Source organism: Rhodococcus (subgen. Prescottella) equi, assembly GCF_003013675.1.
GTDB classification, from domain to species: domain Bacteria; phylum Actinomycetota; class Actinomycetes; order Mycobacteriales; family Mycobacteriaceae; genus Prescottella; species Prescottella equi.
In genome coordinates, this window is the sequence record NZ_CP027793.1 from 3,849,804 (window position 1) to 3,871,745 (window position 21,942).

Annotated in this window: 23 protein-coding genes and 1 riboswitch; of the genes, 8 read left to right on the top strand and 15 right to left on the bottom strand. The window is 69.4% G+C overall.

Going from position 1 to position 21,942, the window contains the following annotated elements; translation table 11 throughout:
* Positions 1-33: 33 nt before the first annotated feature.
* The gene (locus C7H75_RS17980; RefSeq protein WP_069856650.1) at positions 34-1,368 is read left to right on the top strand and encodes a D-alanyl-D-alanine carboxypeptidase family protein; all 1,335 of its coding nucleotides are present in this window, start codon (positions 34-36) and stop codon (positions 1,366-1,368) included.
* A gap of 6 nt (positions 1,369-1,374) precedes the next feature.
* On the opposite strand, the gene yhjD is transcribed toward C7H75_RS17980, so the two are convergent.
* The 7 genes from yhjD to C7H75_RS18015 all read right to left on the bottom strand — a co-directional run bounded on the left by yhjD (position 1,375) and on the right by C7H75_RS18015 (position 7,746).
* Positions 1,375-2,400, bottom strand: a complete 1,026-nt coding sequence (gene yhjD, locus C7H75_RS17985) for an inner membrane protein YhjD (protein ID WP_005518561.1) — start codon at positions 2,398-2,400, stop codon at positions 1,375-1,377.
* Positions 2,401-2,407: 7 nt separating this feature from the next.
* Complete coding sequence (gene trpS / locus C7H75_RS17990; protein WP_005518560.1) at positions 2,408-3,451, bottom strand: tryptophan--tRNA ligase; 1,044 nt, start codon at positions 3,449-3,451, stop codon at positions 2,408-2,410.
* 14 nt (positions 3,452-3,465) lie between these two features.
* Positions 3,466-3,909 (bottom strand): barstar family protein, encoded by a 444-nt coding sequence (locus C7H75_RS17995; RefSeq protein WP_064057774.1) that lies wholly within the window; start codon positions 3,907-3,909, stop codon positions 3,466-3,468.
* The gene (locus C7H75_RS18000; RefSeq protein WP_081120657.1) at positions 3,909-4,397 is read right to left on the bottom strand and encodes a guanyl-specific ribonuclease; all 489 of its coding nucleotides are present in this window, start codon (positions 4,395-4,397) and stop codon (positions 3,909-3,911) included. Before C7H75_RS18000 ends, C7H75_RS17995 begins: the two co-directional genes overlap by 1 nt.
* A complete protein-coding gene (locus C7H75_RS18005; RefSeq protein ID WP_172504539.1) occupies positions 4,397-5,200 on the bottom strand; it encodes an exodeoxyribonuclease III in 804 nt (267 codons plus the stop codon). The genes C7H75_RS18000 and C7H75_RS18005 overlap by 1 nt, the downstream gene beginning before the upstream one ends.
* 20 nt (positions 5,201-5,220) lie before the next feature.
* On the bottom strand, positions 5,221-6,420 hold the full coding sequence (locus C7H75_RS18010) for an MFS transporter (RefSeq protein WP_005518556.1): 1,200 nt from the start codon (positions 6,418-6,420) through the stop codon (positions 5,221-5,223).
* A 108-nt stretch (positions 6,421-6,528) separates the two neighbouring features.
* Positions 6,529-7,746 carry an NADP-dependent isocitrate dehydrogenase gene (locus C7H75_RS18015; RefSeq protein ID WP_005518554.1) on the bottom strand — a complete coding sequence of 406 codons (1,218 nt, stop codon included), beginning with the start codon at positions 7,744-7,746 and terminating at the stop codon, positions 6,529-6,531.
* 300 nt (positions 7,747-8,046) lie between these two features.
* Positions 8,047-8,162: riboswitch (SAM riboswitch) on the top strand.
* Between the two features lie 142 nt (positions 8,163-8,304).
* Between C7H75_RS18015 and C7H75_RS18020 the strand changes: the two genes are divergently transcribed.
* Positions 8,305-9,618, top strand: a complete 1,314-nt coding sequence (locus C7H75_RS18020) for a bifunctional o-acetylhomoserine/o-acetylserine sulfhydrylase (protein ID WP_005518552.1) — start codon at positions 8,305-8,307, stop codon at positions 9,616-9,618.
* Positions 9,615-10,760: a homoserine O-acetyltransferase MetX gene (gene metX, locus C7H75_RS18025; RefSeq protein WP_041674382.1), complete on the top strand. Its 1,146-nt coding sequence runs from the start codon at positions 9,615-9,617 to the stop codon at positions 10,758-10,760. Before C7H75_RS18020 ends, metX begins: the two co-directional genes overlap by 4 nt.
* A 30-nt stretch (positions 10,761-10,790) precedes the next feature.
* On the opposite strand, the gene C7H75_RS18030 is transcribed toward metX, so the two are convergent.
* Both C7H75_RS18030 and C7H75_RS18035 read right to left on the bottom strand, forming a co-directional pair.
* Positions 10,791-11,066, bottom strand: a complete 276-nt coding sequence (locus C7H75_RS18030) for a DUF3017 domain-containing protein (protein ID WP_106851661.1) — start codon at positions 11,064-11,066, stop codon at positions 10,791-10,793.
* Positions 11,067-11,075: 9 nt separating this feature from the next.
* Complete coding sequence (locus C7H75_RS18035; protein ID WP_022597230.1) at positions 11,076-11,936, bottom strand: bifunctional methylenetetrahydrofolate dehydrogenase/methenyltetrahydrofolate cyclohydrolase; 861 nt, start codon at positions 11,934-11,936, stop codon at positions 11,076-11,078.
* A 31-nt stretch (positions 11,937-11,967) separates the two neighbouring features.
* Between C7H75_RS18035 and C7H75_RS18040 the strand changes: the two genes are divergently transcribed.
* A complete protein-coding gene (locus tag C7H75_RS18040) occupies positions 11,968-12,474 on the top strand; it encodes a GNAT family N-acetyltransferase (RefSeq protein ID WP_069856654.1) in 507 nt (168 codons plus the stop codon).
* A 12-nt stretch (positions 12,475-12,486) separates the two neighbouring features.
* Here C7H75_RS18040 and C7H75_RS18045 read toward each other — a convergent pair whose 3' ends face one another.
* Positions 12,487-13,101: a pentapeptide repeat-containing protein gene (locus C7H75_RS18045; RefSeq protein WP_005518545.1), complete on the bottom strand. Its 615-nt coding sequence runs from the start codon at positions 13,099-13,101 to the stop codon at positions 12,487-12,489.
* A 79-nt stretch (positions 13,102-13,180) separates the two neighbouring features.
* Here C7H75_RS18045 and C7H75_RS18050 point away from each other — a divergent pair, with 79 nt between their 5' ends.
* The gene (locus C7H75_RS18050; protein WP_022597236.1) at positions 13,181-13,645 is read left to right on the top strand and encodes a tRNA (cytidine(34)-2'-O)-methyltransferase; all 465 of its coding nucleotides are present in this window, start codon (positions 13,181-13,183) and stop codon (positions 13,643-13,645) included.
* On the opposite strand, the gene C7H75_RS18055 is transcribed toward C7H75_RS18050, so the two are convergent.
* Positions 13,642-14,544 carry a LysR family transcriptional regulator gene (locus C7H75_RS18055; RefSeq protein WP_084847477.1) on the bottom strand — a complete coding sequence of 301 codons (903 nt, stop codon included), beginning with the start codon at positions 14,542-14,544 and terminating at the stop codon, positions 13,642-13,644. The genes C7H75_RS18050 and C7H75_RS18055 overlap by 4 nt on opposite strands.
* Positions 14,545-14,646: 102 nt before the next feature.
* Between C7H75_RS18055 and C7H75_RS18060 the strand changes: the two genes are divergently transcribed.
* Together C7H75_RS18060 and C7H75_RS18065 are read left to right on the top strand one after the other, a co-directional pair.
* The gene (locus tag C7H75_RS18060; RefSeq protein WP_081120660.1) at positions 14,647-15,684 is read left to right on the top strand and encodes a YeiH family protein; all 1,038 of its coding nucleotides are present in this window, start codon (positions 14,647-14,649) and stop codon (positions 15,682-15,684) included.
* Positions 15,685-15,855: 171 nt separating this feature from the next.
* Positions 15,856-16,881, top strand: coding sequence for an alpha/beta hydrolase (locus C7H75_RS18065; protein ID WP_084847478.1), 1,026 nt, complete (start codon positions 15,856-15,858; stop codon positions 16,879-16,881).
* A 21-nt stretch (positions 16,882-16,902) separates the two neighbouring features.
* Here the strand turns inward: C7H75_RS18065 and C7H75_RS18070 are convergent, their stop codons facing one another.
* Positions 16,903-17,796 (bottom strand): LysR family transcriptional regulator, encoded by an 894-nt coding sequence (locus tag C7H75_RS18070; RefSeq protein WP_005518540.1) that lies wholly within the window; start codon positions 17,794-17,796, stop codon positions 16,903-16,905.
* Positions 17,797-17,887: 91 nt separating this feature from the next.
* Between C7H75_RS18070 and C7H75_RS18075 the strand changes: the two genes are divergently transcribed.
* Positions 17,888-18,952: a TDT family transporter gene (locus C7H75_RS18075; RefSeq protein ID WP_022597245.1), complete on the top strand. Its 1,065-nt coding sequence runs from the start codon at positions 17,888-17,890 to the stop codon at positions 18,950-18,952.
* Positions 18,953-18,965: 13 nt separating this feature from the next.
* Here C7H75_RS18075 and C7H75_RS18080 read toward each other — a convergent pair whose 3' ends face one another.
* The 3 genes from C7H75_RS18080 to C7H75_RS18090 form a co-directional block, all read right to left on the bottom strand.
* Positions 18,966-19,352: a DUF302 domain-containing protein gene (locus C7H75_RS18080; RefSeq protein WP_041674389.1), complete on the bottom strand. Its 387-nt coding sequence runs from the start codon at positions 19,350-19,352 to the stop codon at positions 18,966-18,968.
* A gap of 37 nt (positions 19,353-19,389) precedes the next feature.
* Positions 19,390-19,656 (bottom strand): metal-sensitive transcriptional regulator, encoded by a 267-nt coding sequence (locus C7H75_RS18085; protein WP_005518536.1) that lies wholly within the window; start codon positions 19,654-19,656, stop codon positions 19,390-19,392.
* A gap of 92 nt (positions 19,657-19,748) precedes the next feature.
* Positions 19,749-21,914: an MMPL family transporter gene (locus C7H75_RS18090; protein ID WP_005518534.1), complete on the bottom strand. Its 2,166-nt coding sequence runs from the start codon at positions 21,912-21,914 to the stop codon at positions 19,749-19,751.
* Positions 21,915-21,942 lie beyond the last annotated feature (28 nt).

Below are 21,942 nucleotides of genomic sequence, written 5' to 3' on the forward strand. Positions count from 1 at the left end.
AATGCGTTTCAGGGCCTACCCTGGAATTTCGTTATGGCTGCTCACCCGAAGTCCGCGCGACGGCGAATCCTCCTGACCGCCACTGCCTCCGCACTCGTCCTCGGTGCCGGGGGCGCTCCCGCCGCGGCCGTGCCACTCGCCGGGCAGTCGCCCCTGGCTGCGGATCAGGCCGTCGCGCCCACCACCACTCCCCCGTTCAGCACACCGAACACCGATGCGTGCCCGCACCGACTGTCGCCGCCGCCCGCGATCGACCTGTCGGAGGTACCGCGCCCCGGTGAGACCGCACCGGCCCCCGTCCCGGTGCCGAACGAGCCGGTCGGCGGTGCGGCACTCGGCAACTGCGGTGTGGTCACCGCCCCCGGCACCCCGCCACTGCCCGCCGAGATCTCGGCGACGGGCTGGGTTCTGTCCGACCTCGACACCGGTCAGGTGCTCGCCGCGAAGGACCCACACGGGCGTTACCGGCCCGCCAGCACCATCAAGGTGCTGCTAGCGCTGGTGGCGCTCGACGAACTCGATCTCGACACCACGATCGTGGCGAACCCCGAGGCCGCGTCCATGGAGGGCAGTTCGGTCGGCCTGGGCGCCGGCGGCACGTACAGCAACCTGCAGCTGATGCAGGGGCTCGTGATGCGGTCGGGCAACGACGCCGCCCAGGCGCTCGCACAGCAGCTCGGCGGCGAGCAGGCCACCGTCGCCAAGATGAACGCCAAAGCGGCGTCCCTGGGCGCGTCGGACACCCGGACGGCGTCCGTCTCCGGTCTCGACGGACCGGGCATGTCGACGTCGCCGTACGACCTGGCGCTGTTCTTCCGCGCGGCGATGCAGAACCCGACGTTCGCCGGGCTGATCACGACGGACACCGTGATGTTCCCCGGTCATCCCGCCGACCCCACCAAGCCCGACGACAAGCCGGTCGATCCGTACCCGATCTTCAACGACAACCAGTTGCTCGCCAACTACCCGGGCGCCCTCGGCGGCAAGACCGGCTACACCGACGACGCCAGGCAGACGTTCGTCGGCGGCGCCGAGCGGGACGGCCGCCGCCTCGCCGTCACACTGATGGCCGCCGACGTGCTGCCGATCCGGCCGTGGGAGCAGGTCGGTCGGCTGCTCGACTACGGCTGGGCGCTCGACCCCGCCGTCTCCGTGGGCGTCCTGGTGGATCCGAAGGGCGCGGACGAGCCGGCCGTCCAGGTCGCCGGGCCCGAAACACACGGTCCGGGGGGCATGGATCTGGCGTCGGGTTCGGACCTGCCGAACAAGGAGGTCGCCGGACGCGTCGCGATCGGCATCGTCGGGTCGGGCATCGTCCTGGGTCTGCTGGGCTGGGCTCGGGCACTCACCCGCCGCCGCCGGCGCTGACGAGGCTCAGTCGCCCCGTCGCCGCCACAGGCCCGCCAACCCGATCGCCGCGAGTGCACCGGCGCCGGTGAGAGCGAGCGCTTCCTTCGCCGACGCCCCTTCCCGTACCTCGACGCGAGGCCGGATGACGGCGGAGTCAGGCGGCGGGACGTACGCATTCGCGAGATTCTCCCGGGCGGTGGCGGCCCACGCGGTGGCGAACAGGATGAGGCGCGCGCTGAGGTTCGCGAATACGAGGAGACCGATGATCGGCCCGAAGGCCGCACCCGCGGGCCCCTGGCTCACTGCCTCGAGATAGATGGCCCCGACCTGACGGAAGACCTCGAAGACGATCGCCGCTGCGAACGCAGCGCGTCCGGCGCTGCGCAGGGTCACCGCTTCGCGCGGCATCCGCGCGATCACCCAAGACAGCAGCGCCCAGGTGGCGAGCACGCTGATCGCCAGCGACGTGATCCGGAGCAGGACGCCCACGCCGGTCACGTGCTCCACGCCGAGCCACTCGACCACCTGACGAGCGACCGGGCCGTTGCTGAGCGCCGACAGTCCGAACGTCACGAGCATCGCCCCACCGAGGCCGAGGAGCGCCCCGAAGTCCTTGAGTTTCGTGATCACGAAGTTGCCGGCCTCGTGGGTGTGCTCCCACATCGCCGTCAGCGCGTCCCGCAGGTTGGTGATCCAGCCGATGCCGGCGTACGCGGCGCCGAGGAGACCGAACACCCCCACGCTGGTGCGCGCGGAGATCGCCGAATCGATCAGCCCGTTGACGGTCTCGCCCAGACCACCAGGCATGTTGTTGCTGACCTGGTCCTGGATCTCGTCGACCCACTCCGGGTTGCCCGCGAGCGCGAAACCGGCGACGGCGAACGCGACCATGAGGATCGGAACGATCGCGAGGATCGTGAAGTACGTGATCCCGGCGGCGTAGTAGTCGCCCTTCTGCTGCTGGTAGCGACCGCCCGCTCGGACCAGGTGATCGAGCCACGGCCGCGCCGCACGCTGCCTGTCGAGAAAGCTGGGCGCGGCATCGGCCATGTACGGATTACCTCCTGGTCGTCAGGAATCCCACCTTCTCATAGACCTGGCCGAGTGTCCGGGCAGCGACCTCGCGGGCCCGATCGGCCCCGGAGGCGAGGATGCGGTCCAGTTCGGCGCGGTCGGAGAGGTAGCCGTCGACCTTCGCGCGCAGCGGCGTGACGAACTCGCCGAGCACCTCGGCGGTGTCCGCCTTGAGGTCGCCGTACCCTTTGCCCTCGTAGCCGGCGACGAGGTCGTCGATGCTCTTGCCGGACAGTGCCGACTGGATGGTGAGCAGGTTGCTCACGCCGGGCTTGTTCTGCGGATCGAACCGAATCTCGCGCTCGTTGTCGGTGACGGCGGACTTGATCTTCTTGGCCGAGACCTTGGGGTCGTCGAGCAGGTTGACGAGGCCGGCCGGAGTGGGGCCGGACTTGCTCATCTTCGACGTCGGGTCCTGCAGGTCGTAGATCTTCGCGGTGCCCTTGATGATCTGCGGCTCGGGGATCACGAACGTCTTGCCGAAGCGGGTGTTGAACCGGCCGGCGAGGTCACGCGCGAGTTCGAGGTGCTGGCGCTGGTCCTCACCCACCGGCACGCGCTGCGGGCGGTAGAGCAGGATGTCGGCGGCCATCAGCACGGGGTAGGTGAACAGCCCGACGCTGGCATGATCGCTGCCCTGCCTGGCCGACTTGTCCTTGAACTGCGTCATGCGGCTGGCCTCGCCGAAACCGGTGATGCAGTTGAGGACCCAGGCCAGCTCGGCGTGCTCGGGAACCTGGCTCTGCACGAACAGCGTCGACCGCTCGGGATCGATGCCGAGCGCGAGCAGCTGAGCGACGGCCCGAAGGGTGCGCTGACGCAGTTCCTTCGGGTCCTGCGGCACGGTGATCGCGTGCAGGTCGGGGATGAAGTAGAAGGCGTCGAAGTCGTCCTGCAGAGGCACCCACTGCTGCAGCGCACCGAGGAAATTGCCGAGGTGGAACGAGTCGGCGGTGGGCTGGATACCGGACAGGACGCGGGGCTTCGCGGTCGGTGCGGTCGTGGGATTCTCTGCGGTGCTCGACATAATCCCCGATACTTTCACGCGCCGGGATCGGCGATGCGAGGGAGGTGCACGCCGACCGCGGCGAACCGATCGACGACGGCGTCGGCGCCTCCGGGCCGCACCTGCAACACGAGCGACGCGTCGGTTGCACCGACCGCCTGCGCGAACCACGGCAGTTCGGTCGGTTGTTCGTTCAGCAAGCTGTCGGCGTCGAGCACCAGCACCACCGCGTCGGCGCCGACGGTGTCGGCGAGTTCGCCGAGACACTCGTCGAACGCGTCCTTGTTGCGGCCGAAGTAGTACGGGAACTGCAGGGCCGCGGCGAACTCGTCGAACAGCGCCGCGACCGTCGGCATCCGCCTGCCCCGCACGTGCCGGACCGGCCGGAGCGCGCGCAGGTCCTCCTCGATGCCCGCGGTGCGGCGTGCATCGGCGACGAGCAGCGACAGTCCGCGCGGAAACGTCGGAGTGGGGGCCATCACCGCATCCTTGCGAAGGTCTCGTAGTGATCGTCGGTGTACCACGCGGACCCGTCGCTGCCGGTCACGATGCGCTCCGCGTCGCGGCCCCGGCCGTCCACCTTCCGGTTGACGTCCCATTCCTGGTAGCGGATCTTCCCGCCCCCGTCTGTCGCGGGCAGCCGGCCCTCGTGGTTACCGAAAGTCCGGCCGCCCTGGGTGCCCGGGGCATCGTCCGGTGGCCAGCGTCCGGCGTCGACGGCCGCGAGCGTGGCCCACGCGGCCTGGGGCACACCGCTCGCCTCCCGGACAGTCGAGGTGGTCGTGCTGGACGTCGTGGCCGGCGCCTTCGGAGCCGCGAGGGCAGTGCTCGTGGCCGACACGGGCACCGACGACGCGACCGGAGATTTGTCGTCGCCGCCGTTCTGGGTGCCGACGAACACCGCGGCCGCGAGTCCGACGAGGGCGACGAGCAGCGCGACGATCGGACTCCTGCGCTGCGGAGCCATCAGCGGAACTGCACGGTGACGGGCGCATGGTCGGACCAGCGCTCGGCGTAGGTCGCGGCCCGCTCGACGCGCGCTTCCTTCGCCCGCGCGGCCAGGCCGGGGGTGGTCAGGTGGTAGTCGATACGCCAACCGGCGTCGGTGTCGAACGCCTTGCCGCGGTACGACCACCACGAGTACGGGCCGTCGACGTCCGGGTGCAGTTCGCGCACGACGTCCACCCACGCGCCGCCGGCGAGCAGGGCGCCCACCCAGTCGCGCTCACCGGGCAGGAAGCCCGACTTCTTGACGTTGCCCTTCCAGTTCTTGATGTCCCGTTCGGTGTGGGCGATGTTCCAGTCGCCGCACACCAGGACGTCGCGTCCGGCCGCCACTGCCGCCTCGGCGCTCGCCGACAGGTGCGCCGCGAACGACGCCATGAAGCGTTCCTTCTGCTCCTGCTTGGGCGTCTCCGCCTCCCCGGTCGGCAGGTACAGGCTGCCGACGGTGAGCGCGTCGAAGTCGGCTTCGATGTAGCGTCCGGCATCCGCGAACTCGTCGTCCCCGAAACCGATGCGGACGGCGTCGGCAGGACGCCGCGACAGCACCGCCACACCGTTGCGGCCCTTCGCCGACGGTTCCGCAGACGCGACGTGCCAGCCCTGGTCGAGGGCCGGCGCCAGCGTCTCGTGCAGTTGTTTGTCGGAGGCGCGCGTCTCCTGCAGGCAGACGACGTCGGCCTGGGATCCGGCGAGCCAGTCGATCAGGCCCTTACGGGCGGCGGCGCGGACGCCGTTGACGTTGACGGTGGTGATGATGTGCGGCACGCGGAGAACCGTATCGGACGTCACCGACGCGCCGTCACCACCGCGACGGCCAGGACTGCCAGACCGGCGAGCGCGAGCGCCGACCCGACCAGAGCGGGAGCGGTGTAGCCGAGGCCCGCCGCGATGACGACCCCACCGATCCATGCGCCGAACGCGTTCGCGACGTTGAGCGCGGAGTGGTTGAGGGCGGCCGCGAGGGTCTGCGCATCGGCGGCCACGTCCATCAGCCGGGTCTGCAGGCCGGGCACGAGCGCCGAACCGGCGGAGGCGACGAGGAACAGCACGAGCATCGCGGTGAAGGGATTGTGCGCCGCGACCGCGAAGAGCGCCAGGAGCCCCACCAGGGCAGCGAGCATCGCGAAGAGTCCGGGGGTGAGCGCCCGGTCGGCGAGGCGGCCGCCGAGGGTGTTGCCGGCCACCATGCCGAGCCCGTAGACCATGAGCGCGACGGGCACCAGCGTCACCGGGAGTCCGGCGACGTCGGTCATGGTCCAGCCGACGTACGTGTACACCGCGAACATGCCGCCGAAGCCCACGGTGGCGACGACGAGGGTGAGCCACACCTGTCCGCGCCGGAGGGCGGACAGTTCGGTCCGCGGGTCGGTGGTGCGCACGTCGTGCAGGGGCGGTACCCGGAGCGCGATCGCCGCGACGGTGAGCGCGCCGATCAGGGCGACGACGGCGAACGCGCTGCGCCAGCCGAGCCCCTGCCCGATCCAGGTCGCCGCCGGCACCCCGGCGACGTTGGCAACCGCGAGGCCGCTCATGACCATCGCGACAGCCTTCGCACGGTGCCCCGGTCCGGCGAGGTACGCGGCGACCAGCGACGCGACGCCGAAGTAGGCGCCGTGCGGGAGTCCCGCGACGAAGCGCGCCACCAGCAGTCCGCCGTAGCTGGGCGCGACGATCGTGGCGGCGTTGCCGACGGTGAACGCGATCATCAGCGCGATCAGCAGGGTCTTGCGCGGAACCCTCGCAGTCAGTGCGGCGATGACCGGCGCGCCCACGACGACGCCGAGCGCGTACGCGGTGATGACGTGTCCGGCAGTGGACTCGGAGATTTTCAGGCCGCCGGCGATCTGCGGCAACAGGCCCATCGCGGCGAACTCGGTGGTGCCGATGCCGAATCCGCCCATCGCGAGGGCGAACATCGCGCGGCGGCGTCGGGCAGCCGGGACGGGGCTGCCGGACGGCGCGGGAACGGTGGCCGAGACGGTCAAGAGAGATACCTTCCGGGCACGGTGGAACAAGACGTCCGACGGTAGTGAGGAAATGGAAACGGGACGTTCCCACGAGGGGAACGTCCCGTTTCGGCGAGGGTTACGCGATTACGCGCGCGCCTTCTGCAGGTTCTCGTCGAGGGTCGCGAGGAACTCCTCGGTGGTCTGCCAGGCCTGGTCCGGGCCGACCAGTAGTGCGAGGTCCTTGGTCATCTGACCGTTCTCGACGGTCTTGATGACGACGTCCTCGAGCTGCTGTGCGAACTCGATCAGCTCCGGGGTGTTGTCCAGCTTGCCGCGGTGCTCGAGGCCCCGGGTCCACGCGAAGATCGACGCGATCGGGTTGGTCGACGTCGGCTTGCCCTGCTGGTGCTGACGGTAGTGGCGCGTGACGGTGCCGTGTGCGGCCTCCGCCTCGACGGTACGGCCGTCCGGGGTCATCAGCACGGAGGTCATCAGACCCAGCGAGCCGTAGCCCTGCGCAACGGTGTCGGACTGGACGTCACCGTCGTAGTTCTTGCAGGCCCAGACGTAGCCACCCTCCCACTTGAGGGACGAGGCGACCATGTCGTCGATGAGGCGGTGCTCGTAGTGCAGGCCGGCGGCGTCGAACTCGGCCTTGAACTCGTCCTCGTAGATCCGCTGGAACTCGTCCTTGAACATGCCGTCGTAGGCCTTGAGGATCGTGTTCTTGGTGGAGAGGTACACCGGGTAGTTCTGCTGCAGGCCGTAGGACAGCGAGGCCCGCGCGAAGTCCTGGATGGACTTCTTGTAGTTGTACATACCCATGACCACGCCGCCGTCCTCGGGCAGGCGGCACACCTCGTGCTGGATCGGCTCGGAGCCGTCGTCCGGGGTGTAGGTGATGGTGACGGTGCCGGCGCCGGGTGCCTTGAAGTCGGTGGCGCGGTACTGGTCACCGAAGGCGTGACGGCCGACGATCACCGGCTTGGTCCAACCGGGGACCAGACGCGGGACGTTCGAGATCAGGATGGGGGCGCGGAAGATCGTGCCGCCCAGGATGTTACGGATGGTGCCGTTCGGGGAACGCCACATCTTCTTCAGGCCGAATTCCTCGACCCGCGCCTCGTCCGGGGTGATCGTGGCGCACTTGACGCCGACGCCGTGCTTCTTGATCGCTTCGGCGGCGTCGATGGTGACCTGGTCGTCGGTGGCATCGCGATGCTCGATCCCCAGGTCGTAGTACTCGAGATCGACATCCAGGTAGGGATGGATCAGCTTGTCTTTGATGAACTGCCAGATGATGCGCGTCATCTCGTCGCCGTCGAGTTCGACGACCTTGCCTTCGACCTTGATCTTGGACATGGGGGCTTCGCGTCCTCCTAGGAAGTGTCCCTGGTTCCGTTCCCTGGGTACTGGGGGTGCACGGGCCACTTTGTGAGTGGACCCGCCAACGGTTCAATTATCAAACGTAGACGGTTCGGATCTCCCTCGGCAGGGACGACCCAAACATGACGAGCGTACTGCTATTGCTTCCGAGCGCAACCATGCCCCCTGGCTCACTACCCCTACCTACCGGTAACTTTGCCGGTTCTCCACACCTGGGGTCGAAAGATCAGCCCCCTCCTTCCCGTGTGCCCGTTTCTGCCGTTAAGATCACGGCCAGGTCATGAGTGTCAGCGTCAAGCCCCGGCTCGCTGGCCGGCAACCCTCCAACCGCGGTGGGGTGCCCCGGGTGATGACCTGGTCTTCCGACTCGAGCCGGAAGACAAGCGCGGGTCCGCTGGGACGGACCCACTGACCGGGCCATGCCCCACCGGAGGTTCTTCATGTGTAGTTGTCACGAGTAGCCGGTCCACAGGCGCGCAGTCGATGCTGCGCCAACCCCATCTGCAGACTTCACACCCTGGAGTAGAACGACTCATGACCGAAATCACGGACGCCGCTGTCGACCCGACCGCGAACTGGAGCTTCGAGACCAAGCAGGTCCACGCGGGACAGACGCCCGACGGCGCCACCAACGCCCGCGCGTTGCCGATCTACCAGACCACGTCGTACACGTTCGACAGCACCGACCATGCCGCAGCGCTGTTCGGCCTGGCCGAGCCCGGCAACATCTACACCCGCATCATGAACCCGACGCAGGACGCCGTCGAGCAGCGCATCGCCGCGCTCGAGGGTGGCGTCGCCGCTCTGCTGCTGGCCTCCGGGCAGGCCGCCGAGACGTTCGCGATCCTCAACCTCGCCGAGGCCGGCGACCACATCGTGTCGAGCCCGCGTCTGTACGGCGGCACGTACAACCTGTTCCACTACTCGCTGCGCAAGTTGGGCATCGAGGTCTCGTTCGTCGAGGATCCCGACGACATCGAGCAGTGGCGTGCCGCGATCCGCCCGAACACCAAGGCGTTCTACGGCGAGTCGATCTCGAACCCTCGCAACGACATCCTCGACATCCCGGGGATCTCGAAGGTGGCGCACGAGAACGGCATCCCGCTGATCGTCGACAACACCGTCGCGAGCCCGTACCTGATCCGTCCGCTCGAGCACGGCGCCGACATCGTCGTCCACTCGGCCACGAAGTACCTCGGCGGCCACGGCACCGCGGTCGCCGGTGTGATCGTCGACGGTGGAAAGTTCGACTGGACACAGGGCCGCCACACCAACTTCACGACTGCCGACCCGAGCTACCACGGTGTCGTCTTCGCAGATCTCGGCGCGCCGGCGTTCGCTCTCAAGGCCCGCGTGCAGCTGCTGCGCGACCTGGGTTCCGCGGTCTCGCCCTTCAACGCGTTCCTGATCTCGCAGGGCATCGAGACGCTCAGCCTGCGGATGGAGCGCCACGTCGCCAACGCCAAGGCCGTCGCCGAGTACCTCGAAGCCCGACCGGAGGTCACGTCGGTCTCGTACGCCGGGCTGCCGTCGTCGCCGTGGCACGAGCGGGCGAAGACGATCGCCCCGCGCGGCACCGGCGCGATCGTCGCGTTCGAGCTGGCCGGTGGGGTCGAGGCCGGCAAGAAGTTCGTCAACGCGCTCACCCTGCACAGCCACGTCGCCAACATCGGTGACGTGCGCTCGCTGGTGATCCACCCGGCGTCGACCACCCACTCGCAGCTCACCCCGGAGGAGCAGCTCGCGTCGGGTGTCACCCCCGGCCTGGTCCGGCTCGCCGTCGGCATCGAGGGCATCGACGACATCCTCGCCGACCTCGACGCCGGTTTCGCGGCGGCGGCATCTTGACCGTCAGCTCCGTTCGCAACGCCCGTCCGGCGGGGTTCCCCCCGCCGGACGGGCGCTTGTGCTTTGTCCACGTCGGCTCGATCGAACTCGAGAGCGGTGTGGTTCTTCCCGATGTCGAGCTCGCCGTCCAGCGGTGGGGCGAGCTCGCGACCGACCGGGACAATGTGGTCCTCGTCGAGCATGCCCTGACCGGCGACTCGCACGTGACGGGCCCCGCGGACGACGAGCACCCCTCCCCCGGCTGGTGGGACGGCATGATCGGCCCGGGCGCCCCGATCGACACGAACGAGTGGTGCGTGATCGCCACCAACGTGCTCGGCGGCTGCCGCGGTACGACGGGACCCGGTTCGATTGCCGCGGACGGCACGGTGTGGGGGTCGCGCTTCCCGGAGATCTCCATCCGCGATCAGGTGGCTGCCGAGGTCGCCCTCGCCGACGTGCTCGGCATCGAACGTTTCTCGTCCGTCATCGGCGGGTCGATGGGCGGCATGCGGACGCTCGAGTGGATCGTCGGGCATCCCGATCGGGTCGACTCGGCTCTGGTCCTCGCGGTCGGTGCTCGCGCCACCGCCGACCAGATCGGCACCCAGACCACCCAGATCGCCGCCGTGACGAGCGATCCCGACTGGCAGGGCGGCGACTACCACGGCACCGGGCGAATTCCCCGCACCGGTCTGGGACTCGCCCGCCGGATCGCGCACCTGACGTACCGCACCGAGGCCGAACTCGACTCCCGTTTCGCCAACGACGCCCAGGCCGACGAGAATCCCTGGGACGGTGGCCGGTACGCGGTCCAGAGCTATCTCGACCACCAGGCCGACAAGCTGGTTGCCCGCTTCGATCCCGCCACCTACGTGTTGCTGACCGAAGCGATGAACCGGCACGACATCGGTCGCGGACGCGGCGGTGTCGCGGCGGCGCTCGCGTCCACGAACGTGCCCGTGATCGTCGGCGGCGTCGACTCCGACCGGCTGTATCCGCTACGCCTGCAACAGGAACTCGCGGACGGGCTGCCGGGCAGCGACGGGCTGCGGGTCCTGGAATCGAAGGACGGCCACGACGGCTTCCTCACCGAAGCGGACGCCGTGGCGGAACTGTTGAAGGAGACGATGGAACTGGCGCGCGCCGCCCGCCGGGGCTGAGCGCGAACTCCCGCAGATCCGAGCGGCGCGTCAGTCGGTCCCGAGGGGGTCGATCGACGCCGCCAGCGCGATGATCGTGGCCCCGACGACCGCCATCGCCGCCACATCGAATCCCTTGCCGCGCACGGCGAGCAGCCCCACCCGGTCGGGCGACAGTGCCGCGCGCAGGAGAGCCGCGAGCACCGTGGCGCCCCCGAGAACGAGGGCGCCACGGCGCCAGCGGTCGGCAAGGACCAGCACGAAGGCCGCCGCCACCACGAGGACGACGGCGAGCAACGGCCAATTCCTGCGCGCGAACTGCGTCACGGACCGGTCCTAGTCGGACTGTCCGGCGAGCTGCTCGGCCCGCTCCACGACATTGGTGAGCAGGAAGGCACGCGTGAGCGGTCCGACACCACCGGGGTTCGGCGACACGAAGCCGGCGACCTCGCGGACGTCGTCGGCGACGTCACCGCGCAGTCCGTCGGCGGTGCGGCTGACGCCCACGTCGAGCACGGCGGCACCCGGCTTGACCATGTCCGCGGTGATCAGACCGGGCACGCCGGCGGCAGCGATCACGATGTCCGCCTGGCGCACCTGCGCGGCCAGGTCACGGGTTCCGGTGTGGCACAGCGTGACCGTCGCGTTCTCGGTGCGGCGGGTGAGCAGCAGGCCGATCGGGCGACCGACGGTGACGCCACGACCGACGACGGCGACGTGGGCACCGGCGATCGGAACCTCGTAGCGACGCAGCAGGTGCACGATTCCGCGCGGGGTGCACGGCAGCGGCGCCTCCTTGCCCAGGACCAGGCGCCCCAGGTTCACCGGGTGCAGGCCGTCGGCGTCCTTGTCGGGGTCGACGCGCTCGAGCGCGGCGTTCTCGTCGAGGTGCTTCGGTAGCGGGAGCTGCACGATGTAGCCGGTGCACTCGGGATTGGCGTTGAGCTCGTCGATCGTGGCCTCGAGCTCTTCCTGCGTGATGTCGGCCGGCAGGTCGCGACGGATCGAGGTGATGCCCACCTTCGCGCAGTCGTTGTGCTTGCCGCGCACGTAGGCGGCCGAACCGGGGTCGTCGCCGACGAGGATGGTGCCCAGTCCGGGCGTGATGCCCTTCTCCTTCAGGGCTGCCACCCTGGCCTCGAGGTCCTCGAAAATCTCGTCGCGGGTTGCTTTGCCATCCAGGATCGTTGCAGTCACGGCGACCATTGTTCCAGGCTAGGGTCGCTGCATGTCACCGGCTCCGGATCTTCGTGGTCCACGTGTCCTGTTGACCCCCGTCCAGCCGTCCCACCACGCACGGCTGCGCGAGATCCATCGGCTTCCCGAGGTGAGCCGATGGTGGAAGGAACCCGCCGACGACTGGCCGGCCGATGACCCCGACACCGTCGGATACGCGGTCGTCGTGGACGACCGTGTCGTGGGATTCGCGCAGTGGTACCAGGAGTCCGATCCGGAGTTCCGGCACGCCGGACTGGATCTGTTCCTCGACGGCGCCGTGCACGGGCAGGGCCTGGGAAGCGAAGTGGTGCGGAGGCTGTGCAGCCACCTCGTCGACGATCGCGGCTTCCACCGGATCGTCATCGACCCCGAGTCCGCGAATGCGGCGGCGATCGCGTGCTACCGCAAGGTGGGGTTCCGTGAGGTCGGCATCATGCGTGAGTACTGCCTGGGCGCAGACGGGGTGTGGCGCGACGGGCTCCTGATGGATCTGCTGGCACGCGAACTGGTGCGCTGACCGACAGCGCCGTCACGGTTCGACGGTCAGGCCGTGCGCGACCGCGTACGCGACCGCCTGCGTCAGTTCGACCCGGGTCTTGTCGAGTTTCGCGGCGGTCCACAGCCCGGGGTCGACGTGAGCGCCGCGCAGGTCGGCGCCCTCGAGCCGGATCGCCTCGACCCGCGCGCCCGACAGGTTCACCGACCGCAGCACGGCGCCGCGCAGATCTGCCTGCACCAGGTTGGCCTCGCGGAATCGACAGTCGGTGAAGTCCAACCCCCGCAGGTCCGCGCCGCCCATCGACGCCAGCGTGAAGTCGACCTCCTCGACCACCAGCGGCCGCATCTGACACTCGACGAAGATCGAACCGAGCATGCTGCAACTTCGGAAGCTGCTGTGCCACATGGTGGTCCGCGCAAACATGCACGACCGGAACGCGCTGCCGTGGTGGTGCGAATCGGTGAGGTCGGCACCGGTGAAGTCACACTCGGTGAAGACCACGAACTCGGTGTCGAGTTCCGAGAGATCCGCGTCGCGGAACGAGCACGCGGTGTAGTGCTGCCGGACCCACTTCTCCCCGGTCGCGCGGGCATCGGAGAAGTCCTCCCCCACGATCTCGACGATTTCACCGGTCATGAAATCCATGCTGCCCCCGCCCACCGACAATTTCGACCGGCGCGATCCGCTCGGCGGACGGCGACCCGTACCTGGCAAGCTGAACGCCGTGTTCCGAGTGATGTTCCACGAGCCCCGCATCCCACCCAACACGGGAAACGCGATCCGCATGGTCGCCGGGACGGGCTGCGAACTGCACCTCGTCGGCCCGCTCGGGTTCGACCTGTCCGAGCCCAAGCTGCGGCGCGCAGGCCTCGACTACCACGACCTCGCCTCGGTGACGGTGCACGAGAACCTCGAGGCGGCGTGGGACGCGCTCCGACCCGAGCGGGTCTTCGCCTTCACCGCGCACGCGTCGACGTCGTACGCGGACCTCGCCTACCAGCCGGGGGACGTGTTGCTGTTCGGCCCCGAGCCGACCGGGCTGGCGCAGGACGTGCTCGAGGACCCGCACGTCACCGCGCAGGTGCGGATCCCGATGGTGCCGGGCCGACGGTCGCTGAACCTGTCGAACGCGGCGGCGGTCGTCACGTACGAGGCCTGGCGCCAGCACGGTTTCGCGGGGGGCGTCTAGCCGACGCCGCTGCGGCGCACCATGCGCACCAGGTCACCGGCGGGACCGGACAGCTGACGGGGGCCGCGCCACACCGCACGCAGGCTGCGTTCGAGCACCAGGCCGTCGACGTCCACCACCTTCAACTCCCCCGCGGCCACCTGATCCGCCACTGCGAGGGTGCTCATCACCGCCGGCCCGACACCCGCGATGATGCTGGTGCGGATGGCCGCGGCACTGCCGAGCTCGAGCAGCGGCGGCGTGCTCGGCAGGTCCTGCAGGGCGACGTCGAGGGTGGTGCGGGTGCCCGAGCCGGGCTCGCGGACCACGAGCGGCGTCTGCGCCAGCTCGGCGACGGTGATCGGCTTGCGCCGGCGCGTCCACGGGTGCCCCGGATGCACGACGACGACCAGCTCGTCCCGCGCGACGGTGACACTGTGCAGGCTGCGCGGCAGTGTCGGTGATTCCACGAATCCGACGTCGCAGGCGCCCGACTCGAGCCGCTCGAACACCTGGGTGGAGTTGAGCACCTGGAGATGGATGGTGACGTCGGCGTCGAGCCCCCGGAAGCGACCCAGCCACCCGGGGAGCAGATGTTCGGCGACGGTCATACTGGCGCCGATCGTCAGCTCCGCGGAACGTTCGGCTCTCAGCCCGTCGGCGACGTCGAGAAGTCGGTGCGCCTCGTCGAGCAGGCGGCGTGCCCAGTGCACGACCACGGTGCCCTGCGGGGTGAGTGTGGATCCGGTGGTACGCCGATCCAGCAGCGGCATACCGAGTTGCCGCTCGAGCTGTTTGATCGCGCGGCTCCCGTTGGGCTGCGCCATTCCCGCGTTTCTGCTTGCCGCGCTGAGACTTCCGTGGTCGTCGACGCCCACGAGCAGTTCCAGGACATCGAGGTCGGGCCAGCGGCGACGCATTCGCAGATTGTATGCGCCGAACTATTGACATATCCGATCGATATGCCGCCATACCGTTTTGCCGTCTACCGAACGACCGTTCAGTGACGGAATCTGGAAGCCATGAGCAGTAGCGTCGAGCAGCAGACCACCGCCCCCGAGGCACCCGGCCGCGCCCGGGCCGCCGCGGCCTCGCTGATGCCGGGAGTGGCGGTCGCCGCCGTGGCCACCGCCGTCGCGATGGGCGTCGGGCGCCTGCTTCCGACCGTCAGCCCGCTGCTGATCGCGATCGTGCTCGGCGCCGTCGCCGCCAACACCGTGCAGCTTCCGGCGACGATCCGGCCCGGGCTCACGTTCTCCTCGAAGAAGCTCCTGCGGGTGGGGATCGCGCTACTCGGTCTGCAGCTGATGCTCAGCGACATCGTCGGGCTCGGGTGGGGCATGATCGCGGTCGTCGTCGCGATCGTCACGCTCGGCATCACCGGAACGATGATGATGGGCAGCGTGCTCGGTCTGTCCTGGACCCAGCGGCTCCTGATCGCCTGCGGGTTCTCGATCTGCGGTGCGGCCGCAACCGCCGCGGTCGACGGGGTCGTCGACGCCAAGGAGGAGGAAGTCCTCACCGCGGTGGCGCTCGTGGTGCTCTTCGGCACCCTGATGATCCCCACGATTCCGCTGCTCTCCCGCGCGCTGGGCATGGACGAGACCACGGCCGGCATGTGGGCGGGCGGGTCGATCCACGAGGTCGCACAGGTCATCGCGGCGGGCGGCGCCATCGGAGGCGGCGCCCTCGCCGTCGCAGCCGTCGTGAAGCTCGCCCGGGTGGTGATGCTCGCTCCGGTCATGGCCGTGATCGGTCTCCAGCAGCGCCGCCGGTCCGACGGCACGACGGCCGGGACCCGGCCGCCGCTGGTACCGCTGTTCGTGGTCGCGTTCCTCGCGTGCGCCGCGCTGCGCTCGACCGGAGTGCTTCCCGACGGCGTGCTCTCCGTCGCCAAGGTCGTGCAGACCGCCCTGTTGACCGCCGCGATGTTCGCACTCGGCACCGGCGTGCACATCGCCACCATCAGGAAGGTGGGACCGCGCCCCCTCGCGCTGGCCGCGATGTCGACGGTATGGGTGGCCGCGATCGCGTTGGTCGGCGTGCTGATCGTCAACTGACTGCACGCACAGGGACATCGCCCGCGGCACGAATGTCCGATCTGCCCCATCCGGGCCGGGCGACGCGATACAGTGCCCTCGAAAACCGGATGTATCAGGGGAATTGCACGTTACGCAGCGTTTCGGGTATGTCGGGTCCACCCCCTCGGAACCATCGAAGGACCACCACCCATGCGAAACGGAGCACTTCGCCGCGCGCGAAACGTGTTCGCCGCCTCGGCGCTGTCTCTCGCAGCGCTGCTGATCACGACCCTGAGCGATGCCGCCGTCGCCGGAGCACAACCGCTGTCCCACCTCACCGGAATCGATGGCGACAGCACCGACGCACGCGTGCGCACCGCACACGTCTACTCGGAGTCGATGGACCGCGTCGTCCCCGTCCGGGTACTGCTGCCGGCCGACACGTCACGTCCGCGCCCGACGCTGTACCTGCTCAACGGCGCGGGCGGCGGTGAGACCGGCGCGACCTGGCAGGCCAACACGGACGTCACGGAGTTCTTCGCGGACAAGCACGTCAACGTCGTGACCCCGATGGGCGGCACCGCCAGCTACTACACCGACTGGGAACGCGATGATCCGGTCCTCGGCCGTAACAAGTGGCAGACGTTCCTGACCCGTGAACTGCCGCCGATCATCGACGCCGAGTTCGGCGGGAACGGCACCAATTCGATCGCCGCCATCTCCATGACGGCGACGTCCGTCCTCAACCTGGCGATCGCAGCGCCCGGCCTGTACAGGGCCGTCGGGTCCTACAGTGGGTGCGCCGAGACGAGCACCCCGATGGGATCGGCCTTCGTGGACCTGGTGGTCCGGTCGGCGGGCGGGGGCGATCCGGTGAACATGTGGGGGCCGCCGGGGAGCCCGGCACGGCTGGCCAACGACCCTGTTCGCAACGCGGAGAAGCTCCGTGGGACCGAACTGTTCGTCTCGTCCGGCTCGGGTCTACCGGGGCCGCACGACCATCTGGGTGCACCCGGTGTCGACGGGGAGCCGGTCCTGTTCGCCCGTCAGGTCGTCGTGGGCGGTGCGATCGAGGCCGCGACCAACGCCTGCACCCGCAATCTCGCCGATCGCCTTCGCGCCCTGAACATCCCGGCGACGTTCGACTTCAATCCGACCGGCACCCATTCGTGGGGGTACTGGCAGGACGACCTGCACCAGTCGTGGCCGCTGATGGCCCGCGCGATGGGCATCTGACGGCGAACGCTCGACCGGCGCTCAGCTGCGACCGCAGGCGATGTCGAGGAAATCGCGTGCCGCGCCGCGCAACCCGCGAGATCCGTCCCACACCGCGAGCAGCCGTCGCGGCATGCGCAGGCCCTGCACCGGAACCGACGCGAGCCGTCCGTCGTGGAGGTCGGCTTCGACCGCGAGCGACGAGACGACGGCCGGGGCGTTGCCCGCGACGACCGCAGCCTTGACGGCGGTGCACGACGTGAGTTCGAGCAGTGGGTCGACGCAGCCGGGGACCGCGTGTTCGAGCGTCGTCCGGGTGCCGGAGCCGGGCTCGCGCTGGATCAGCGGCGTGGCCGCGAGCTCACTGGGGTCGATCGGGGCCCGCGCGATCCACTTGTGGTCGGGCGGGACGATCACGACCAGTTCGTCGTGCGCCACCTCGACCGCGCGCAGACCGTCGGGGGCCGTCGGGCCCTCGACGAATCCGAGGTCCGCCTCGCCCGCCCGCACCTGGGCCGCCACGTCGGTGGAGTTGAGCAGGCGCACCGAGGTGACGACGTTCGGGTACTTGCGCCGCATCGCGACGGTCCAGCCCGGAACGAGGTATTCGGCGATCGTCATGCTGGCGGCGACGGTCAGGTTCGCGTCCCGTTCGCCGCGCAGGGCGGCGACGCCCGACGCCATCTCCTCGGCGGAGTCGAGGATCGCTGACGCCCATTCGAGGATCAGCGCACCCTCGGCGGTGGGCTGGACACCGCCGGCGCCGCGATCGAACACCCGCAGCCCGAGCTGACGCTCCGCGGAGCGCACGCGCGCACTGACGGCCTGCTGGCTGAGTCCGTGTTCGCGTCCGGCCGCGCCCATGCTCCCGAGCCTGCCCACCGCGACCAGCACGTCCAGCGCGGCGAGTTCGGGAACACGGTTCGAAAGCGGCATACCCCCAAGGCTAGACCCACAAACGGAGTTTGTATCCCTTCCACTCCAAGCCTTCTACCGGCAACAACGTCGGAACGGCAACCTTGGTTTCATGCTTACCGCTCCGCGTCTGGCACATCTGACACCCAACTGGTTCGCCGTGGTCATGGGCACCGGCATCATCGCCGTCGCCACGTCGTCGCTCCCGGTGAATCTGCCGGGCCGACGCGGGATCGCCCTGACGTTCTGGCTTCTCGCGGTGACCCTGCTCGCGGTGCTCGTGACCGCTTTCGCGGTGCACTGGATCCGGCACACCGAGCACGCCCGCGAGTACGCACGCAGCACCACGATGTTCCCGTTCTACGGCGCGCTGCCGATGGCCGTGCTCACCGTCGGTGCCGGCACCGCGGCAGTCGGCTCGACGGTGATCCCGGCCGGGCTCGCGTTCGGTATCGCCGGGACACTGTGGGCGCTCGGCACCATCGGCGGCCTTGCGACCAGCGCGGTGATGGCGGGACGGTTGCGGGCCGTCGCCGATCGCGGCACCGCGGTCCCTGCGTGGCTGATGCCGGTGGTGCCGCCCATGGTGTCGGCCGCGACCGGCGCCGCCCTGGTGACCCATCTGCCCGAGGGCGGGCCGCGGGTCGCGATGCTGGCAGGCTGCTATGCGCTGTTCACGCTCGCGCTGGTCTTCGCGCTGTTCATCGTCGCGCTGCTCGCGGCCGAGTTCCGCGACGGCGGCCTGCCGCCGCTCCAGGCGCTGCCGACCATGTGGATCCCGCTCGGCATCGTCGGGCAGTCGATCGCGGCCGCCAACAACCTGGGAACCGCGGCCGGACACGCCGTCGGACACGACACCGCGAATGCACTGCACCTGTTCGGCCTGGGTTACGGCCTGCTGATGGGGACGGTCATGATCGTCGTCCTCGCCGCGGTCGGCGTCCTCACGGCGCGCGCCTTCCGTTCGGGTCTCACGTTCACCATGAGCTGGTGGAGCTTCATCTTCCCGGTCGGCGCGTGTGCCGTGGGGATGGGAGCGTTCGGTGTCGCGGGCGACTTCGAGATCCCGCGACTGCTGTCGGCCGGACTGCTGTGCGCCCTGGTCCTCGCCTGGTGTGTGGTGGCCGTGCACACCGCACACCGGGTTCGAACCAGGGCGCTACCGGCTCCGGCCTGAGCCGGATCGACCGTCAGGTCAGCGCGTCGATCGCGGCCTGCAGGCGGGTCGTCGCCTCGGCGGCAACCTCCTCGAGCCCGGGCTCCTCGGTCACCGCGACCATGAGCGCCGGGTTCATCGCCTCGACGATCACGCCGTCGCCGTCGGAACGGACCACGACGTTGCACGGCAGCAGCAGACCGATCTGCCGGTCCACCCCGACCGCACGGTGGGCGAGCTGCGGATTGCACGCGCCGAGGATGACGTACCGCTCCATCTCGGCGCCGATCTTCGCCTTCAGCGTCGCCTGCATGTCGATCTCGGTGAGCACACCGAAACCCTGCTCCTGCAACGCCGCCCGCGTCCTGGCGATGGCGTCGTCGAACTCGGTGTTCAGTCGGGTCGAGATTCCCAGTTCCATCACGGACTCCTCGGGGTCGATTTCAGGAGGGTTGTCGTCAGGCCAGGGCCAGGAACAGCTTCTCGAGTTCGGCCTCGGTGAGCGGTTCGGACGCCTTGCCGTCACCGGACAGGCATTCGCGCAGCCCGGTCGCGACGATCTTGAAGCCGGCCCGGTCGAGCGCGCGGGACACCGCCGCCAACTGCGTGACGACGTCCTTGCACTCGCGGCCGTTCTCGATCATCGAAATGACTCCGGCCAGCTGTCCCTGCGCGCGGCGCAGGCGGTTGAGCACCTGGGCGATGCTCTCTTCGTCTCCGGTCATGAGACCTCCTCGTTTCCCTTCCAGATTACCCACAGGGGTATCCCGCCGGATCCGGCTGTGACCACTGTCATCAGCCGGATCCGGTGTCGGGATCACCCGTGCGAGAACTTGATGTTCGGCAGCGCCTTGCGCAGCCAGTTCGGCGACCACCAGGCCGCGTTCCCGGTCAGCCGCAGCAGCGCCGGCAGCAGGATCAGGCGGATCAGCACGGCGTCGAGCAGGACGGCGATGCCCAGCAGGATGCCCATCTCCTTCGGCGGCAGCGGCTCGGCGAGCGCGAAGCTGAAGAACACGCCCACCATGACGGCCGCGGCCGCGAAGATGACCCGTCCGGAATGCGCCATGCCCGAGATCTGGGCACCCCGCGCGCTACCGGTCTTCTCGTACTGCTCCTTGACCGTCGACAGCAGGAACACCGTGTAGTCCATCGCGATCGCGAAGATCATCGCGAAGAAGAACACCGGCCCCCAGCCGTCGAGGAAGCCCTGCGGGGTGAAGCCGAGCAGATCGGACAGGTGCCCGTCCTGGAAGATCAGCTTCGATGCACCGAACGCCGCAGCGGTCGACAGCAGGCTCACGACCGTGCCGATCAGCGAGACCAGCGGGGCCTGCAGGGCGACCAGCAGCAGCAGGAAGCCCAGCACCAGGATCACGCCGATGACGATCGGCAGGTAATCGTTCAACGCCGTCTGCAGGTCCAGGTTCTCCGCCGGCGCACCGCCGACCAGGGCGCTGTCGGGCAGTTCGCCACGCAGTGTGTCGAGCGTTCCGCCGAGCGCGGGATCCGACGGATCGACAGTCGGCAGCGCCTGCATCATCACCAGACCGGACCCGTCCGACGCCGGCATCGCGGGCGTCACCGCGGCCACACCGTCGACGGTTGCCGCGGCCTGGGCCGCAGCGGGCGCGTCGGCCTCGGGGACCACGATCTGCAGCGCGCCCGGCGCGCCGACACCCATCTGCTCCTGCACCAGTTCGTATCCCTGACGCACGGCGGCGTCCTCGGGGACCACCTGGATGGACGGCATCGCGACCTTGAGGCCCAGCACCGGGATCGCGAGTCCGATCAGGATCGCGACGGCACCGACCGCGAACGGCAGCGGGTGCCGGTCGAGCAGCTTGCCCCACTTGGTGAACAGCGGCGAGCCGTCGGTCTCGGTCTGCTGCTTCTTGGCGTACGGCAGCGAGCCGGCGTTGACCTTGCGGCCCAGCTTCGCGAGCACGGCGGGCAGCAGCGTCAGCGTCGCCGCGAGAACGAACACGACCGCGAGCATGATGCCGACCGCCATCGTCCGGACCGCGGGCGCGGGGACGAGCAGCACGGCGGACAGACTCACCAGCACCGTCAGTCCCGAGAGCAGGACAGCCTTGCCGGCGGTGTCCATCGTCTCGGCGACCGCCAGGCGCGCGTTCGCGTTCTTACGCAACGCGTCCCGGAAGCGGACGACGAGGAACAGCGCGTAGTCGATGCCGAGCGCGAGCGCGAACATCATCGCGAAGTTCATGGCCCACACGGAGATCGGAGTGATCTCGTTGAGCAGCACCAGGCCGCCGGCGGACGCGACCAGACCCGCGAGGGTCAGCAGCAGCGGCAGACCCGCGGCGACGAGCGAGCCGAACGCGAGGACCATGATGCCGAGCGTGACCGGCCACGACATCATCTCGGCCTTGATCATGGCGTCGTGGTTGGCCTTGTTGAAGTCGCTCCACAGTGCCGACGCGCCGGTCGGGTAGACGTCGATGCCGTCGCCCGAGAGCGCCTTCAGGTCGCCGCCGAGGTCGTCGACCGCGCGCACCATGTCGTCGGTGTTCGCGTTCGCGCCGGCGACGAGGATGCCGGTGTGCCCGTCGGGGCTGATCGTCATGCCGGGCTGCGGCGGGATCACCTCGCCGATGCGGGCGTCGGCCTGCAGCACCGACGTCGCCTCGCCGAGCACCTGCTGCACCGCGGGGTCGTCGAGCGGCTTCTCGTCGGAGTGGACGACGACCTGGATCGCCGACGACGCGTTGCCGCCGAAGTGTTCCTGTGCGAGCTCGCGCACCTGCACCGACTCGGAGCCGTTGGCCTGCCAGCCGGCACCGGCCAGCGAGCTGAACACCGAGGGCGCCGCGGCGCCGAGGGCGACGACCAGCACGAGCCACGCGGTGATCACCCATTTGAAGTTGTCGGCCATCGCGGCACCGAGCCGGGCGAGTGGGCCGCCGACGGACTCGGTGGATGGCGGCGGGGAGTCCTGCCGCTGTCCGGTGGTGGTCATGGGAGATGCCTTTCGGTGTTGTGGGTGT

Excerpts from the sequence above, each read along its gene's own strand:
- C7H75_RS18045 (WP_005518545.1), bottom strand. The coding sequence starts at position 13,101 with ATGGATTTCATGACCGGTGAAATCGTCGAGATCGTGGGGGAGGACTTC.
- C7H75_RS18080 (WP_041674389.1), bottom strand. The coding sequence starts at position 19,352 with ATGGAACTGGGAATCTCGACCCGACTGAACACCGAGTTCGACGACGCC.
- yhjD (WP_005518561.1), bottom strand. The coding sequence starts at position 2,400 with ATGGCCGATGCCGCGCCCAGCTTTCTCGACAGGCAGCGTGCGGCGCGG.
- C7H75_RS18055 (WP_084847477.1), bottom strand. The coding sequence starts at position 14,544 with ATGCGTCGCCGCTGGCCCGACCTCGATGTCCTGGAACTGCTCGTGGGC.
- C7H75_RS18000 (WP_081120657.1), bottom strand. The coding sequence starts at position 4,397 with ATGGCTCCGCAGCGCAGGAGTCCGATCGTCGCGCTGCTCGTCGCCCTC.
- C7H75_RS18065 (WP_084847478.1), top strand. The coding sequence starts at position 15,856 with ATGCGAAACGGAGCACTTCGCCGCGCGCGAAACGTGTTCGCCGCCTCG.
- C7H75_RS18090 (WP_005518534.1), bottom strand. The coding sequence starts at position 21,914 with ATGACCACCACCGGACAGCGGCAGGACTCCCCGCCGCCATCCACCGAG.
- C7H75_RS17980 (WP_069856650.1), top strand. The coding sequence starts at position 34 with ATGGCTGCTCACCCGAAGTCCGCGCGACGGCGAATCCTCCTGACCGCC.
- C7H75_RS18020 (WP_005518552.1), top strand. The coding sequence starts at position 8,305 with ATGACCGAAATCACGGACGCCGCTGTCGACCCGACCGCGAACTGGAGC.
- C7H75_RS18085 (WP_005518536.1), bottom strand. The coding sequence starts at position 19,656 with ATGACCGGAGACGAAGAGAGCATCGCCCAGGTGCTCAACCGCCTGCGC.
- C7H75_RS18070 (WP_005518540.1), bottom strand. The coding sequence starts at position 17,796 with ATGCCGCTTTCGAACCGTGTTCCCGAACTCGCCGCGCTGGACGTGCTG.
- C7H75_RS18060 (WP_081120660.1), top strand. The coding sequence starts at position 14,647 with ATGAGCAGTAGCGTCGAGCAGCAGACCACCGCCCCCGAGGCACCCGGC.
- C7H75_RS18040 (WP_069856654.1), top strand. The coding sequence starts at position 11,968 with ATGTCACCGGCTCCGGATCTTCGTGGTCCACGTGTCCTGTTGACCCCC.
- trpS (WP_005518560.1), bottom strand. The coding sequence starts at position 3,451 with ATGTCGAGCACCGCAGAGAATCCCACGACCGCACCGACCGCGAAGCCC.
- C7H75_RS18015 (WP_005518554.1), bottom strand. The coding sequence starts at position 7,746 with ATGTCCAAGATCAAGGTCGAAGGCAAGGTCGTCGAACTCGACGGCGAC.
- C7H75_RS17995 (WP_064057774.1), bottom strand. The coding sequence starts at position 3,909 with ATGGCCCCCACTCCGACGTTTCCGCGCGGACTGTCGCTGCTCGTCGCC.
- C7H75_RS18075 (WP_022597245.1), top strand. The coding sequence starts at position 17,888 with ATGCTTACCGCTCCGCGTCTGGCACATCTGACACCCAACTGGTTCGCC.